The following is a 15,171-nucleotide window of genomic DNA, read 5'->3' on the forward strand; positions in this document are numbered from 1 at the left end:
ATACTTCAGGCAATACAAAAATTGAATGGAAATAATTCAACGAATGCTAACTTAACAGGTCCAATAACAAGTATTGGGAATGCAACTGCTGTAGCTTCTCAAACAGGAACAGGTTCTACCTTTGTTATGAATGCTTCACCAACATTAGTAACACCCGTTTTAGGAGTTGCAACAGCAACAAGTATTAACGGAAGCACAATACCAACGTCAAAAACATTGGTGGTAACTACTGATAAATTAAATGTACTTTCAGCAACTACTTCAACGGAATTAGCTGGAGTTATTTCTGATGAAACAGGAACAGGAAGTTTTGTTTTATCGACTTCACCAACATTAGTGACACCTGTTTTAGGAGTTGCAACAGCAACAAGTATTAATGGAAGTACAATACCAACGTCAAAAACATTGGTGGTAACTACTGATAAGTTAAATGTGCTTTCATCAACTACATCAGCAGAATTGGCTGGAGTAATTTCTGACGAAACAGGAACGGGAAGCCTTGTTTTATCTACTTCACCAACATTAGTGACACCATCTTTGGGAACACCTTCTGCACTTGTAGGAACAAATATTACAGGTACAGCTGCTGGCCTTACTGCAGGAAACGTTACTACCAATGCTAACTTAACAGGAGATGTTACAAGTTCTGGTAATGCAACTACTATTGGAGCTAGCAAAGTAACTAATACAATGCTTGCAGGAAGTATTGATTTGATCTCTAAAGTAACAGGAATACTACCTTTAGTTAATGGTGGTACAGGTTCATCAACTCAAAATTTTGTAGATTTAACAACTGATCAAACTATTGCAGGTTCAAAGACTTTTAATAATGATATTAGTGTGAAAGGGTTGGTAGTTGGTTTAGGATCTGCGGGTGTGGCTTCAAATGTCGGTATAGGAAGATCTACATTAGTTTCAAACACGGTAGGGATTAACAATGTAGGAATAGGCGAACAAGCAGGTCGTTCCATTACAGGTAGTAATAATGTTGCTATCGGATTTACCACTAATAGAAATACTACAGAAGGTAGTAGTAACATTGCTATAGGAGACGGTGCGAATTATCAAGGCACTTCAGGATCACATAATGTTTCGTTAGGGACAGGGGCATATAGAGAGGGTAATAGTGGTTCTTATAATATTGCACTGGGAAATGCATCGTTATATGATGAGGCTACAGGAAGTAATAATATAGCATTAGGAAGGGACTCAGGTCGCTATAATAATGGTGGTCAGGGAAATATTACTTTAGGTTATCAATCAGGGAATAGTATAATATCAGGGAGTTACAATGTTGTAATTGGTTATGATGCTGACGTAAGTGCGGACAATTTAATCAATGCTACTGCTTTAGGTAATGGAGCAATAGTAGATGCGACCAATACCATTCAATTAGGAAACACAAGTGTAACTAATGTAAAAACTAGCGGAACGCTAACCGCAGGTGCTGTAATCTACACTAAAACGGACGGAACAACCGGACAGGTATTAACGACTAATGGAGCAGGAGTTACTTCTTGGGGAACTCCAACAGCCTCAGTTCGTGAAGTAGCTGATGAATTTAGTGCTACAGCATCGCAAAGCAGTTTTACTTTAGCACAAACTAAATCTATAAATAGTAAAGTAAAAATGTATATCAATGGAGTTAGGATAAGTAATAGTGCATACAGCGTAGCTGGAACTACTTTGACTTATACTCCAGCAAGTAATGGTGGATATGCGTTAGTGATGGGCGACAGAATTCAGTTTGACTATTTCTACTAATATTTTTTAGCAATAAAAACGAAAAAGACTAGATATTTAAAAATATTTAAAACATGATAAGAAAATCGCTAAATATTGTATTAATAGTATTGTGTTTTGTAAGCAAGAGCTTTTCACAAGCCACTATTGTTGATGTATCTGGAACAAACAGTACGTTATCTATTAACAATAATGTTCAATCGACAATAGACCCTCAAGTTACCGTAACTGCGGATGGTAATATTACATCCTTTACAGTTACGATTTCGGGTAGTTATACATCAGGAGATGTATTGTCTTTTACTGGGAATTTACCTTCTGGAATTACTGCCGCTACTTTCAATACAAACACCAGAAGTTTGGTATTTACAGGAACGACCACTGCTTCAAATTGGCAAGCATTATTGAGAACTGTCACTATTCAAACTGTTTCTGCAACTTGTTACCAAGAACAAAGGCAAGTGAGCTTTGTTGCAGGAAATAAATATTACAATAATTTGAACGGTCACTTTTATGAAAATATTTCTGGAGCTATAAATTGGCCAAACGCATTAGCAGCTGCGGCAACCAAGTCCTATTTTGGTCGTCAAGGATATTTAGTAACAATGACATCTTTGGCTGAAACTAATTTCATTTGGAAAATCATACAAGTAGATTCTTGGATGGGGGCCTCTGATAATGATGTTTACATTAACGCGGCTACTGGCACAACAAAATATGCTGATGCTGCAAATGCAGAAGGGAAATGGCATTGGGTTTCTGGTCCAGAAAAAGGAACCTTGTTTTCTATAGGAAATGGGTCACCAGTAACCCAAACAGACCAATTTTCATATTGGAACAATGGTGAGCCCAATGATTCTGCTGGAGAAGATGCGGGACAATTCTATGCAGGAAATGGAGGTCATTGGAATGATTTAAATTTTAGTACAAATCTTGCATCCTATATAGTTGAATACGGTGGTATGTCAACGGATAATGTAGGATCTAATGTTTTTTTTACGCGAGATTTGTTACTAACGGGAGCGCCATCAGGAAGTATTACGGGCGGGAACACTACAGTTTGCCCTACAAACAGTACGACATTAAACTTGGTCGGATTAGTTAGCGGAGGTACCGTGGTAAAATGGCAATATTCGTATGATGATTTTTTAACTGATGGTACTGATATAGCTAACACAACAAGTACAAACACTGTAACTAATATTACTCAAAACACGTATTATAGAGCTGTAGTAAATACGCCAAGTTGTGCTAATTTAACAACCTCATCTACAAGAATCTATGTAAGCAATACTGTTGCTGGAAACATTGTAGCGGACAATAACACTATTTGTGTTAATGCTAATGTTAACTTTACCTTGAATGGTAACAGTGGTAATGTTACTAAATGGCAAGTATCAACTAGTAGTACTTTTGCATCTGCCGTTACAGATATTGCTAATACTACAACGGCTTTGTCATATCAAATTACCACAGCAGGTACGTATTATTTCAGAGCAGTGATAGCAAGTTGTTCTAGTACAGTTTATACTGCTGCTTATACTATTTCATGTATAGCAGGTACAGCTCCCATGGGAGGTACAGTTTCAGATCAAAGTTTTCTTGGTGGCTCTAATTCAGGAACATTAACATTGAATGGTTATACAGGCACAATTAGTAAATGGCAATATTCTACTGACGGTGGAATAGTTTGGACAGATATTAGTAATACTGCTACTACTTATGCTTTTTCTGGCATAACATCGACCAGAAGGTATAGAGCGCTTTTAACGAGTGGGACTTGTGGTTCTGCTTGGAGTAAAATAGGACAAGTATCGGTTATTAATGCCACAGTTTTAACTAGTAACGGTAGGTTTGAGCTCAATTTGCCAAATTATATAGATCTTAATGGCGCAACAGGAGCCGACACATCTTTAGATAAATTTGGTCGAGTAATAAGTATAAAACCTAAAAGTGGTCTTACATTTGCTTCTGCAGCTTTAAGCGCTTCTGCAATAAAACAAGCATATCCCGCTTCTACCGATGGTATTTATTGGATTTCTATCCCTAACATAAATAGCGGTACTCCTTTTCAGATTTATGCAGATATGAGTACCGATGGTGGTGGATGGATGCTGTTAAATGTCGGGGCAGGGTATACAGCAGCACCATTAGCCAGCAGCGTTACCTCTCCAAATGTTTTGGGTTATTTACCGCGAGCGACTGTAATTGAATTAGCTAACGTATCTACAGATGTTCAATTACGCGCAGGGAATTCTTCTACCTCTTATGCAAACAAAGTAACTTCGACGTCTCCATTAGCAATAGGTGCATTAAAGAGTTCTGCAAACGACGTGAATGGGGAAGCAACCTGGGCAAATGGAGCCTCGTCTACCTTTGTTGTAAATTCGGGTACTTGGCAATGGGCGTATTGCTGTCCTGGCGCTGCTGCAGGATGGCCAAAAATGTATCATTCAAATAATTATACTAATGGTGTACACTGGTTTGCAGATGTCGGTTATGGTAGAAAATTTTCCGAAACAAGAGATGCGTGGTTTTCAACATGGATACGATAAAATATAATAAAGTTCATTTTAATAATTGGATATTTAGCATCTGTTAAGACAAGTAATAAATTTATCTTATTTGGATAAAAAAGGTTTTGAGACACGACGATTACATTTAATAAAATTATACTTTATGAATTGCATTTTATTTCAAATGAACGTTGTATTAAATAAAATTTCTAGAAGATTAATTAGTTGCGGCTATCTTATCTTATTATTTGGTTTTACCACAAATGCTCAAACACCGTCAGGGTTTACTCGTATTGCCTATGAAGGACTTGATTATAGTATTGGATATAATTCTTCTCACGAAATTTGATTTTTAATGTGGATTCATTAAGACAAAAAAATGATCCAACTTTTGTTAAGTATATTATTAACAAAAGTAATGATGTAATTAACGACTTGAAAAATATAGATATAAAATTTAAAACATGAAAAAAATAATTCTAATAATAAGCTTATTTTTTAGATTATTGAGTGTAGCTCAAAGTACATATACAGTGACAAGTTTAATTGACGATAACAGTGTAGGGACCTTAAGAACAGCTATTAATACAGCAAATTCTAATTCTACTATCAATGAAATAGTTTTTTCTGCCGGATTAATAGGTAAAATAACATTAACTAGTAATTTACCTAATATAAAAAGTAGTTATACTATCACAGGACCAGGAACTAGCATTATAAGCATTTCAGGAAATAGTATTTATAAAATGTTTACGTTAGATCCGAGTGTAGTTTTGACCATTACAAGCTTAACTTTGACTGAAAATTCAAAAGGAACATCAACAAATCCTGGAACTATTTTTTATGCTTTTGAGAGCTCTGTTTTAGCATCAGACATTAGTATCACGGGAAATACTCAGGGTTATGCCTTCTACGCAGGAAGTGACAATTCATTGATCAGTTTTACTAATTCGACGTTTACCAATAATAGTGGTAATAGGTTTATTACGAGTGATTTTGGTTCGACACCTGATACGACATCTGACAACGATGCAGATTATACTAATAAAATTATCGTTACAGGCTGTACCTTTTCTAATAACAGTGGTATGATTTTTTTCGTAGAAAGATATGTAAAGTTAGATAATTGTATTTTTGATAATAATTCAGGACTGATAGGTAATTTTAGGGGAGTCAATAGATTTCAAGTTTTAAACTCAACATTTACAAATAATACCGGGGCTACTCTTTTTTCATTTTCGTCTTGGATTTCTAGTGAAGGTTGGGGACTGACAACTTTAGGTACTAATCATCATTTATTTGATGGCAATCTATTTACTGATAACTCTGGTATTGTTATCAATACTGGTAGTGTCAATGATCAAAGTAAAACAACTATAATAAATAATGTTTTTTCTAATAATGGAACTGAATATACTGGGTCTCCAATTGTAAATACCAATAATACGTTAGGAAATTTTTTCGACTCTGTTTTATTTAATTCATCAGATGCTAAAATAACAGTTACTATGAACAGAGCTGTTTTTAATACTAATACCGGAAGTGGGGAACTGCAAGCCTCAGATTTTAGATTTTCATTTAGGGGTAGTTATGCAACTTTACAATCTATAACTCCTACGAGTATTTCATCCAAGGACAATATTTATACTTTAGGATTAGATCTATCTGGCGATATTTATGGAACGGAAACCATAAGCCTTTATCCTATAACAAATTCAATATACGACATAAATAGTAACATTGCAGGGGCGGTCCAAAAAAATAATACTACCCTTTTGAATTTTAATATTAGTATTCTTTCTTCCGCTGGGGAATTTGGAGTAAATAACACCAATTCTTATGTAAATAAAAATGGTAAAATAGGAAGTGGAAGTGGTCTTACCAAATATGGAAAAATAATTACAGTACCCTAATTAGCAGCAATAATAACTTGGAAAGATTCAAATACGTGTGTAAATTGAAATTGGATGCCGTTCTTTAAAAGAATCTTTTAAAGAACAATCTGTTGAGTCGTTGATAGGCATCCACTATTTTAACACTGATTTTTCATGACAAGCCATGTGGATGTTTAGTCCTTAATGAAACGTCTTTCTAAGTACAGTAAAGCCTCTGTTTCTATGTTTTTAAAATGCTTACCCCGCCTTTATAACTTCTTTCACCGTTTGCTCATAATTGCGAATACTCTTTGATTTTCTTATATTTTTAGCCACTTTGTTAGGATTAGCAAAAATAACTGAAAAGTACTCCCATAAATGGTGCATTTTCAATAAGATGTGGGTTGAACCAGATAAGGATTCGCTATATCCTGCGTATAAGGTGTCATGAAATTCACTAAACAATTCCATTTTATTTTTTGGATATTCTAAGCTGTTGCTTTTAATCATACTAGGCAAAAAAGGATCAGCAATCAAGCCGCGACCTATCATCCAGTGATCTATTGCAGGAAAACGCGCTTGCATTTCGTGGAATTTCGCTACCGAAGTAATATCGCCATTGTAATACAATTTAAGTTTGGTGTTATCGACACAGGCTTGAAAAGCATCTAAGTGGACACCACCTTTGTACAATTGTTTTCCAATGCGGGCATGAATCGCTACATTCTTAATGGGGTATTTTTCTAAAATAGGAAAGACATCAAGAATTTCTTCGGTAGTATCATATCCCAAACGCATTTTCATCGAGACAATAATATCCGATTCGTTATGAACTTTATGTAGAATTTGATTGATTTTTTCAGTGTTGCTTATCAATCCTGATCCCATTCCACATTTGGTTACCATCGGGTAGGGGCATCCTAAATTCCAGTTTAATTCTTTATATCCTAATTCCTGTAAATACTTCGATACAAACAAAAACTCATCGGCATCATTCGTTATAATTTGCGGAATAACTTCTAGTTCGGAGTTGTTCTCTGGTAATAAATCACGCTGATAGGAGGATTTAATTACCATTTTTCCGTTTAAGCGAATGTATGGTGCATAAAAAGTATCTATTCCGCCAAAAATTTTGTTTTGCGCATTTCTAAAACGGAAATCTGTAAATCCTTGTAAAGGAGAGGAAAGTAAGGTGTAGTTCATGTACTGTTTAAAAAATGCAAATATAAGGTACTTTATATTGTTATGGTTTCCATTTATCAGATATGTTAACCAAAGTAGATTTAAATAAAAAAACCAGACTCTCGTTTTGAAAGTCTGGTTTTAAAGGGAATGCTATTGTATAAATCACTACACTTTTCCTAAGGTATATAATTGCTCCATTGTAGGGCTTAAACTTCCGCCTGCAGGTTCTAATGTAATTCCAAAGGCTTCCGCATCACCAGTATTATTAACAGCAAAAATGCGTTGGTTGTTTTCATCAAACTTGTCTAATAATCCAATGCTTGTTGGGGTCAAAGGATTCAGTTTTAGAGCCCAAACCTGATATACCATTCCTTTTGGAGGTTCTGGTAAGCCTGCTGCATCAACATAAACTACTTGAGTTTCTTTGTTCCAATACACTTTTGCAGAGGATTCTGGCGCTACAGCCTGTCCACCTAAACTTACAACGGTATTCTTTGTATCTCTTACAACCGCAAGACCGATTTCATTTTGCTTGTTTTTAAGTTCTAATTGATTTAGTTCTTTTTCAACTTTTGCTTTTTCAATTTCAGTACTTACAACTTGATTGCTGGTCTGTTCCAATTGATTGTATTGGAATCCAATACCAACCAATAAAAGAACGGCAGCTGCCCATCCAATATATTGTGCCCAGTTTCTTGATGTTTCCATTTCTATTACTGGCGTGTGTTTTAGCTCTAATTTGGCTTTGATCTTCTCATAGTTAGCCACCGAATGAAAGGGTGAAAAACTAGAGGAAAAGGCCACAATTGCTTTCTCAATGGCAATAATTTCCTCCTTAATTTCAGGATGCTTATTAGCCATGGTAGTAACTTCTTCATTTTCGGTGTCGCTTAGCAAACCATAAACGTAGAGTTCTAATATTCCGGAGTCGATATATTCTTTTGTTTCCATTATACTTTCAAATAGTTTCTTAAATCATTAATACAATTTCGATTGTGTGTTTTTACGGTTCCTAACGGGATTTCCAACTCTTCCGAAGCTTCTTGTTGGGTATATCCTTTAAAGAACAATAAATCTATGATTTGTATACATTTTGGTTTGAGTCTTTTGACAAACTCTTGTATTCCAATTGTATCCACTTTGTTGACTAGTTTGTTACTGTCGTCTAATAGATGTACGAAATTATCTGAGGAAAGGTTTTTTTGACTGTTGTTAAAATTTTTGGATCGCAGTTTATCTATAGAGGTATTTCTTGCTATATTAAGGATCCATGTATAGAATCGTCCTTTACTTTCATTATAGGAATCAATATTTTTCCAAATCTTAACGAATACTTCCTGAAGTACATCCTCGGCTTCTTCTCGATTTCGTACAAGAACATTAATAACTGAAAATAAACTTTTAGAATACATATCATAGAGATGTGTAAAAGCTCTTTCGTCTTTCTTATATACTAATACTAATAACTCTTCCTGGGTCATATACTTTAGGTTTTACTCTTACAAACTTATACAAACTTATTTACAAATGAATAAATTATATTGATTGGATCTACAATTAATATAGTGGTTTAAAATACTTGTGTTTTTATTTTCATTTTAAATTATTGAAAATCAATTATTTAATAAATATATTAACTTTTTTTTAATTTTTTTAAAACCAAAAAGAAAACAATCGCGTAAATGCTTTTATAACCTTTTAAATTATAACAAAATGAAAAAAACAAAAATGGTATTAGGTCTTTCGCTAATTGCGATTTCAGGCTTAATCTTAGTAGCAGCGGATCACGTAGATGCTCCATCAGTAACAGGTAGTGCAGCAGACATTACAGACATGTACACTTTTCAAGGACAAGAAACTAATAATTTAGTTTTTGCAGTTAACACTCAAGGGTTGTTAAGTCCTAATGCAACCGCGGCGGCTGCATTTAATGAAAATGTGATGATTGAAATTAACATTGACAATACAGGTGACAATGTGGAAGACTTGGTTATCCAAGCAATTAAAAAAGGAGATAAAATGTACTTCTTCGGACCGTATGCTCCTGGAACAACTGGAACATCAAGTACAATTAAAACCAGTGCGGCATCTGGAAGTGTTGCCATTTCTAAATATGGCGCAGCAGCGGTAACGTCTACTGAAAACGGAATGAAATTTTTCGCTGGACCTAGAGACGATCCATTCTTTTTTGACTTAGGTCAATTTCAAGCAATCCTTGGAGGAACTGCTACAGAATTTAATAATCCGGGTGTCGATACTTTTGCAGGTTCAAATGTATTATCTGTAGTCGTTGAGGTTCCAAAAGCAATGTTGGGTACAGCAGCCTCTTTAAATGTATGGGCAGAAACTAAGAAAAAACAATAATAAATTTTATTCTAAAAAATTCAAAATTATGAAGACAAATAAATTCAAAATCATAACTCTAGCACTTGTATGTGCAGTAGCTACAGTAAGCTGTAACGATGAAGACAATAACGGAGATGCAATGGCAAGTACTGACTTCTCAGGAACTTTTGCACAACAAGATCAAATGGCTAGACCAGCGATAAACACAGTTTTTATTGCTTCGGGACAACCTAAAGACGACTTTAATGCGGCTATACCTTCTGCAATGGGAGCGAAATACCAGCCAATTTTTGAATCTAGATTAATGGCGTTAAACCCTGGATATACTACGAATGCTTTAGGTTTGACTGCAGCACAATTTACAGGAGTGTTAGCAACTGATGTTTTAAACGTGAAAACTTCTGGAAAAACAACTTTTTTCGATGGAACAAATGTTTTAACTGGTAGAGCTTTGGCTGATGATGTAATTGATGTTGAGTTACTGTTAATCTTTGGTGGGCCAACAGGTGGTTCTAATACTGGTCTTACTTCAGATCACGTAGATGCAAATGATAAAGCGTTTACCACTTCTTTTCCTTACTTGGCAGCAGCCTGGTAATAAATTTTCAAAAAAACAGAGCTCTGTCAGAATTAGTGAGCTCTGTTTTTTTTCTAACAATAAACAAAACACATAGATTATGAAACCTTATAAAATTATCCCCGTCCTGGTTTTTACAATCCTTTTTATTTTCGCTTGCGATACGAATAAACAGAACCAGATTACAAATACTTCCGATTATAATAAATACTTGCATGTTGATGGTAATGAATCATTGGACTTTGCAAATAAGGAAATTGATTTTTGGCAAAAAAAATACGATGCAGCTCCTAATCAAAAAAGTTACTTAGGTATAATTGCTTCAAAGTATGCCACTCTTTTTGAATATACGGGCGACATTAAAAATTTATGTAAAACAGAAAATTTACTTGTCCAATCGAATGAAGCTAATAAGTATTCCAAAGTATCGACAATTCGTTCGTTAGGAAGAAACTATATTGCGCAACATAGATTTAAAGAAGCTTTAGCTTTGGCCAATAAAGCGCTAGTGATAGGAGAAGGGCGAAAAGAAACTCAAAAATTGCTGTTTGATGTCCAAATGGAATTAGGGAATTTTGCTGAGGCAGAAAGTAATTTGAATGCAATAAAAGACATGAATGATTATGATTATCTAATTCGTTTAGCAAAATGGAATGATCATAAAGGTGATTTGAAAACGGCGATTACATTTATGGAGAAAGCCAGAGATATTGCCGAGAAGGAAGATAATAAAACACTTAAAATATGGTCTTATTCTAATCTAGGTGATTTTTATGGTCACGCTGGGAGAATTCAGGATTCGTATGACAGTTACTTAAAAACATTAGCAATAGATCCCAATTATTCCTATGCATTAAAAGGAATTGCTTGGATAGTATTTTCTCATGAAAGAAATACTAAAGAGGCAAAAAGAATTGTGGAAGCTATTGAAATTACACACAACACTCCAGATTTTTATTTATTGAAATCTCAGATTGCTCAATTTGAAGGGGATGATGCAAGAGCTTTAGAATATAGAAAGGCGTATTTCGCTATGCTTGAAAAGAATAATTACGGAGCAATGTATAATAAATACAATACTTTGATTTATGCTGATGCAAAAGAAACAGCGCCTAAAGCATTGGAAATCGCAAAAATTGAAGTGGATCATAGACCAACACCAGATTCTTATGATTTATTAGCTTGGTCTTATTTGAATATGGGACAAAAGGATAAAGCATTAGAAATTGCCAAGAAATATGTAGTAGGAAAATCATTTGAGCCAAAGGTGCAATACCACTTGGCAATGATTTACAAGTCCAATAATGAGAACCAAAAAGTAGCACCTATAAAGGAAGAATTACTTTCTAGCATGTATGAATTAGGTCCTAATTTAGAGCAAAAGGTTAATCAATTATAATCCCACCATGAGATATTTTTTTACAATAGTACTCGCCTTTTTAGGGTTGGTATCGCACAGTCAAATCCAAAAAGGAGTTGTTGTAGACGAATTTGGGAATGCAATTGAGAACGCCTATATCGTAAATACCAATTCGGAGGCACATGCACATACAAATGAGCTGGGGATGTTCAGCATTGATAAATCAGTAATAGGAAATATTTTGATAGTAACTGCTTTGGGACACAAAAAAGCAAACTATACGATCGGTGATTCAGAAAACAGAATTCTGTTGGTAGAGGATATCTTTAGATTAGATGAGATAGTGATTCAACAACAGCTTTCGGCGCTGAATGTCATTTCAAAAATTGATTTGCAAACGACTCCGGTAAATTCTTCTCAGGAAATTTTAAGAAAAGTTCCAGGATTATTCATCGGTCAACACGCCGGTGGAGGTAAAGCAGAGCAAATATTCCTAAGAGGATTTGATATAGATCACGGAACTGACATTGCTATTTCTGTGGATGGAATGCCTGTAAATATGGTATCGCATGCACATGGTCAAGGCTATGCCGATTTACATTTTGTTATTCCAGAAACGGTAGAAAAGATAGATTTTGGAAAAGGGACGTATTATGCCAGTAAAGGGGATTTTGCAACGGCAGGATACGTCACCTTCCAAACTAAAGAAAAGTTAGACAAGAGCAGCATAACTGTAGAAGCGGGTCAATTTAATACGTTAAGAACGGTAGGAATGTTTAATCTTTTGGGAAACCAGAAAAAACAAAGTGCCTACATCGCAACAGAATACATCTTGACAGACGGTCCGTTTGAGTCACCTCAAAATTTCAATAGAATCAATTTGTTAGGTAAATATTCGGCGGTATTGGATGACAATAGTAAGTTCTCAATATCTGCTTCTCGTTTTTCCAGTACTTGGGATGCGTCTGGACAAATACCACAACGATTAGTAGATAATGGAACTATTTCTAGATTTGGATCAGTTGATGATACAGAAGGAGGGACGACGTCCAGAACAAATATTAACGCGTCGTTAAGTAAACCTATAGATGAAAACACGTTCTTAAAAGCCAATGCTTTTTATTCGAAATATGATTTTGAACTGTATTCTAATTTTACTTTCTTTTTAGAAGATCCTATAAATGGAGATCAAATCAAGCAAAAGGAAAACCGATCTATTTACGGGATGAATGCCGAATTAAATAAAAAAGTACAAAGTAATGATTGGGATGCTTCATTTCAATTAGGCTTAGGTTTTCGTGCAGATGCAACTATTGATACTGAACTATCACACACCTTGAACAGAAGTATTACACTAGAAAATATTAAATTAGGAGATATTGATGAGACAAATGCGTTTACGTACTTAAATGCCGAATTCAAATTTGGGAAATTAACGATCAATCCAGCAGTAAGATTAGACTATTTCAAGTTTAATTACAGAGATAAGTTAGCAACGATATTTAAAACACAGTCCGAAAGTGAAGTAAAAGTGTCTCCGAAACTTAATTTTATCTATTCCCAAAATAACAATTTGCAATTTTTTGTAAAATCAGGAGTTGGGTTTCATTCGAATGATACTCGTGTTGTAGTTCAAAATAATGGAAAACAAATTTTGCCTACCGCAATAGGAACTGATGTAGGAACGATTTGGAAACCTTTCCCAAGGTTAATTGTAAGTTCGGCACTATGGTATTTGTATTTACAGCAAGAGTTTGTTTATGTAGGTGATGCCGGTATCATTGAACCCAGTGGCAAAACCAGAAGAATGGGAGCGGAGCTAGGATTGCGTTATCAATTGAATGATTGGCTTTATTTTGATGCTGATGCTAATTATACTTACGCCAGAAGCATTGACGAAGCGAGTGGACAAAACTACATTCCATTAGCACCTGATTTTACTTCTACTGGAGGATTAAGTTTTCAAAAATGGCATGGACTTTCAGGAGGATTAAGATACCGTTATCTAAAAAGTCGTCCTGCAAATGAAGATAACTCAATTGTAGCAAAAGGATATGCTATAGCTGATTTTAATATTAATTATGAATATAAAAGTGTCACATTTGGGATTTCAGTAGAGAATCTATTGAATACTAAGTGGAATGAAACTCAATTTGCTACTGAATCAAGATTAAAGAATGAGTCGGAGAGTGTGGAAGAAATTCATTTTACACCTGGAACGCCGTTTTTTATGAAAGCAAGAATAACGTATAAGTTTTAATAGAAAAATATTGGGTTTGTTTGTTTTTGTTAGAGAGGCCTAGCGTTAATCCTGTATTGGCGTTAGGTATTTTTATTTAACGTTTGTTCAAGCAAAATAAGATTTAGGAATCAACAAAAGTAATTTTGAATTTGTTTAATTTTATAAAAAATATAATTATGAAAAACCTATTGATGCTAACATGTAGTGCATTACTTCTTTTCAGTTGTCAAAATCAGGCACAAAACAAAAAATCAGAAACAAATAAAAGTGGAATCGCTATGGAAAAACAAAATATTTATCAATTTAAGGTTGAAGATTTGTCGGGAAATACATTCGATTTCTCCACTTTGAAAGGAAAAAAAGTAATGATTGTGAATACTGCTTCCAAATGTGGATTGACTCCCCAGTATAAAGACCTCGAAGCAATCTACAAACAATATCAAGATAAGAACTTTGTGATCATTGGATTCCCTGCTAATAATTTTGCGTCACAAGAACCGGGTACTAATGAGGAGATTGCTTCTTTTTGCCAACTTAATTACGGTGTGACTTTCCCTATGATGGATAAAGTATCTGTAAAAGGAGATGATATGTGTGCAGTATACCAATTCTTGACACAAAAATCTAAAAATGGGTTAGAAGATTCGGAGGTAGCATGGAATTTTCAAAAATACCTGATCAATGAAAATGGGGAATTAGAAAAAGTGATTGCGCCGCAAACGCTGCCTACTGATGCGTCTATAATCGACTGGATAAAAGCATAGTTTTTTAAAATTTACAGCATAAAAAAAGCGATTTTCATTGGTGAAAATCGCTTTTTTTTATTCTAAAATTAACTGCATGAAGACAGAATGCAACCAGCGGTCAAATTTAAAACCAGATTCTTTTATCATTCCCGCCGTTGTAAATCCAAATTTTTCGTGAAAGACAATACTACTTTGATTTTCAGCGTCAATGACTGCAATCATCGTATGGAGGCCTTGTTTTTTAGCTAAAATAATTAATTCCTGAAGTAGTATTTTTCCAATTCCTTTGCCATGAAAATCATTGTTCACATAAACGGAATGTTCTACGGTATATTTATAAGCTTCTCTGAAACGGAATTCACTGTACATGCCAAAACCGGTAACAACTCCATCTAATTCAGCTACAATTACTGGGAATCCTTTGTTTATTTTATCGTCTAAGATTGTCTTTTGCTGTTCATAACTTCTTACATTGTAATCGTATAATGCAGTTGAATTTAAGATATTATAGTTGATAATATCTAATATCGCTTGGGTATCTTCAGCGTTGTAAGGTCTAATTTTGATTTCCATTTTGATCGG

The 15,171-nt window shown here is 34.6% G+C and carries 12 protein-coding genes; 8 read left to right on the forward strand and 4 right to left on the reverse strand.

Going from position 1 to position 15,171, the window contains the following annotated elements:
- From AC4PRO_RS03915 to AC4PRO_RS03925, 3 genes are all read left to right on the forward strand, one after another.
- Positions 1 to 1,764: beta strand repeat-containing protein (locus tag AC4PRO_RS03915; protein WP_492116394.1), on the forward strand; the 1,764-nt coding region annotated here is incomplete at its 5' end.
- Positions 1,765 to 1,817: 53 nt separating this feature from the next.
- A complete protein-coding gene (locus AC4PRO_RS03920) occupies positions 1,818 to 4,298 on the forward strand; it encodes a DUF8696 domain-containing protein (RefSeq protein WP_492116395.1) in 2,481 nt (826 codons plus the stop codon).
- 425 nt (positions 4,299 to 4,723) lie between these two features.
- Complete coding sequence (locus tag AC4PRO_RS03925; RefSeq protein WP_074724287.1) at positions 4,724 to 6,172, forward strand: autotransporter outer membrane beta-barrel domain-containing protein; 1,449 nt, start codon at positions 4,724 to 4,726, stop codon at positions 6,170 to 6,172.
- Between the two features lie 219 nt (positions 6,173 to 6,391).
- Here the strand turns inward: AC4PRO_RS03925 and AC4PRO_RS03930 are convergent, their stop codons facing one another.
- The 3 genes from AC4PRO_RS03930 to AC4PRO_RS03940 form a co-directional block, all read right to left on the reverse strand.
- Positions 6,392 to 7,336, reverse strand: coding sequence for a tRNA dihydrouridine synthase (locus AC4PRO_RS03930; protein ID WP_492116396.1), 945 nt, complete (start codon positions 7,334 to 7,336; stop codon positions 6,392 to 6,394).
- 147 nt (positions 7,337 to 7,483) lie between these two features.
- Entirely contained in the window at positions 7,484 to 8,269 is a 786-nt protein-coding gene (locus tag AC4PRO_RS03935; protein WP_492116397.1) for an anti-sigma factor, read from the reverse strand.
- Positions 8,269 to 8,799, reverse strand: coding sequence for an RNA polymerase sigma factor (locus AC4PRO_RS03940; protein ID WP_492116398.1), 531 nt, complete (start codon positions 8,797 to 8,799; stop codon positions 8,269 to 8,271). The genes AC4PRO_RS03935 and AC4PRO_RS03940 overlap by 1 nt, the downstream gene beginning before the upstream one ends.
- 232 nt (positions 8,800 to 9,031) lie before the next feature.
- Here AC4PRO_RS03940 and AC4PRO_RS03945 point away from each other — a divergent pair, with 232 nt between their 5' ends.
- The 5 genes from AC4PRO_RS03945 (at position 9,032) to AC4PRO_RS03965 (ending at position 14,607) form a co-directional block, all read left to right on the forward strand.
- Positions 9,032 to 9,682, forward strand: a complete 651-nt coding sequence (locus AC4PRO_RS03945) for a DUF4331 family protein (protein ID WP_492116399.1) — start codon at positions 9,032 to 9,034, stop codon at positions 9,680 to 9,682.
- A gap of 28 nt (positions 9,683 to 9,710) precedes the next feature.
- Positions 9,711 to 10,262, forward strand: coding sequence for a DUF4331 family protein (locus AC4PRO_RS03950; protein WP_492116400.1), 552 nt, complete (start codon positions 9,711 to 9,713; stop codon positions 10,260 to 10,262).
- A 79-nt stretch (positions 10,263 to 10,341) separates the two neighbouring features.
- Positions 10,342 to 11,640: a tetratricopeptide repeat protein gene (locus AC4PRO_RS03955; protein ID WP_492116401.1), complete on the forward strand. Its 1,299-nt coding sequence runs from the start codon at positions 10,342 to 10,344 to the stop codon at positions 11,638 to 11,640.
- Positions 11,641 to 11,647: 7 nt separating this feature from the next.
- Positions 11,648 to 13,861: a TonB-dependent receptor gene (locus tag AC4PRO_RS03960; RefSeq protein WP_492116402.1), complete on the forward strand. Its 2,214-nt coding sequence runs from the start codon at positions 11,648 to 11,650 to the stop codon at positions 13,859 to 13,861.
- Between the two features lie 158 nt (positions 13,862 to 14,019).
- Positions 14,020 to 14,607 carry a glutathione peroxidase gene (locus tag AC4PRO_RS03965; protein ID WP_492116403.1) on the forward strand — a complete coding sequence of 196 codons (588 nt, stop codon included), beginning with the start codon at positions 14,020 to 14,022 and terminating at the stop codon, positions 14,605 to 14,607.
- Positions 14,608 to 14,664: 57 nt separating this feature from the next.
- Here AC4PRO_RS03965 and AC4PRO_RS03970 read toward each other — a convergent pair whose 3' ends face one another.
- Positions 14,665 to 15,162 carry a GNAT family N-acetyltransferase gene (locus tag AC4PRO_RS03970; RefSeq protein ID WP_492116404.1) on the reverse strand — a complete coding sequence of 166 codons (498 nt, stop codon included), beginning with the start codon at positions 15,160 to 15,162 and terminating at the stop codon, positions 14,665 to 14,667.
- Positions 15,163 to 15,171 lie beyond the last annotated feature (9 nt).

This window comes from Flavobacterium sp. DW-iso2 (assembly GCF_058725285.1).

What these genes read in the sequence shown, in the direction of transcription:
- AC4PRO_RS03920 (WP_492116395.1), top strand. Translation starts at nt 1,818, where the DNA reads ATGATAAGAAAATCGCTAAATATTGTATTAATAGTATTGTGTTTTGTA.
- AC4PRO_RS03925 (WP_074724287.1), top strand. Translation starts at nt 4,724, where the DNA reads ATGAAAAAAATAATTCTAATAATAAGCTTATTTTTTAGATTATTGAGT.
- AC4PRO_RS03930 (WP_492116396.1), bottom strand. Translation starts at nt 7,336, where the DNA reads ATGAACTACACCTTACTTTCCTCTCCTTTACAAGGATTTACAGATTTC.
- AC4PRO_RS03935 (WP_492116397.1), bottom strand. Translation starts at nt 8,269, where the DNA reads ATGGAAACAAAAGAATATATCGACTCCGGAATATTAGAACTCTACGTT.
- AC4PRO_RS03940 (WP_492116398.1), bottom strand. Translation starts at nt 8,799, where the DNA reads ATGACCCAGGAAGAGTTATTAGTATTAGTATATAAGAAAGACGAAAGA.
- AC4PRO_RS03945 (WP_492116399.1), top strand. Translation starts at nt 9,032, where the DNA reads ATGAAAAAAACAAAAATGGTATTAGGTCTTTCGCTAATTGCGATTTCA.
- AC4PRO_RS03950 (WP_492116400.1), top strand. Translation starts at nt 9,711, where the DNA reads ATGAAGACAAATAAATTCAAAATCATAACTCTAGCACTTGTATGTGCA.
- AC4PRO_RS03955 (WP_492116401.1), top strand. Translation starts at nt 10,342, where the DNA reads ATGAAACCTTATAAAATTATCCCCGTCCTGGTTTTTACAATCCTTTTT.
- AC4PRO_RS03960 (WP_492116402.1), top strand. Translation starts at nt 11,648, where the DNA reads ATGAGATATTTTTTTACAATAGTACTCGCCTTTTTAGGGTTGGTATCG.
- AC4PRO_RS03965 (WP_492116403.1), top strand. Translation starts at nt 14,020, where the DNA reads ATGAAAAACCTATTGATGCTAACATGTAGTGCATTACTTCTTTTCAGT.
- AC4PRO_RS03970 (WP_492116404.1), bottom strand. Translation starts at nt 15,162, where the DNA reads ATGGAAATCAAAATTAGACCTTACAACGCTGAAGATACCCAAGCGATA.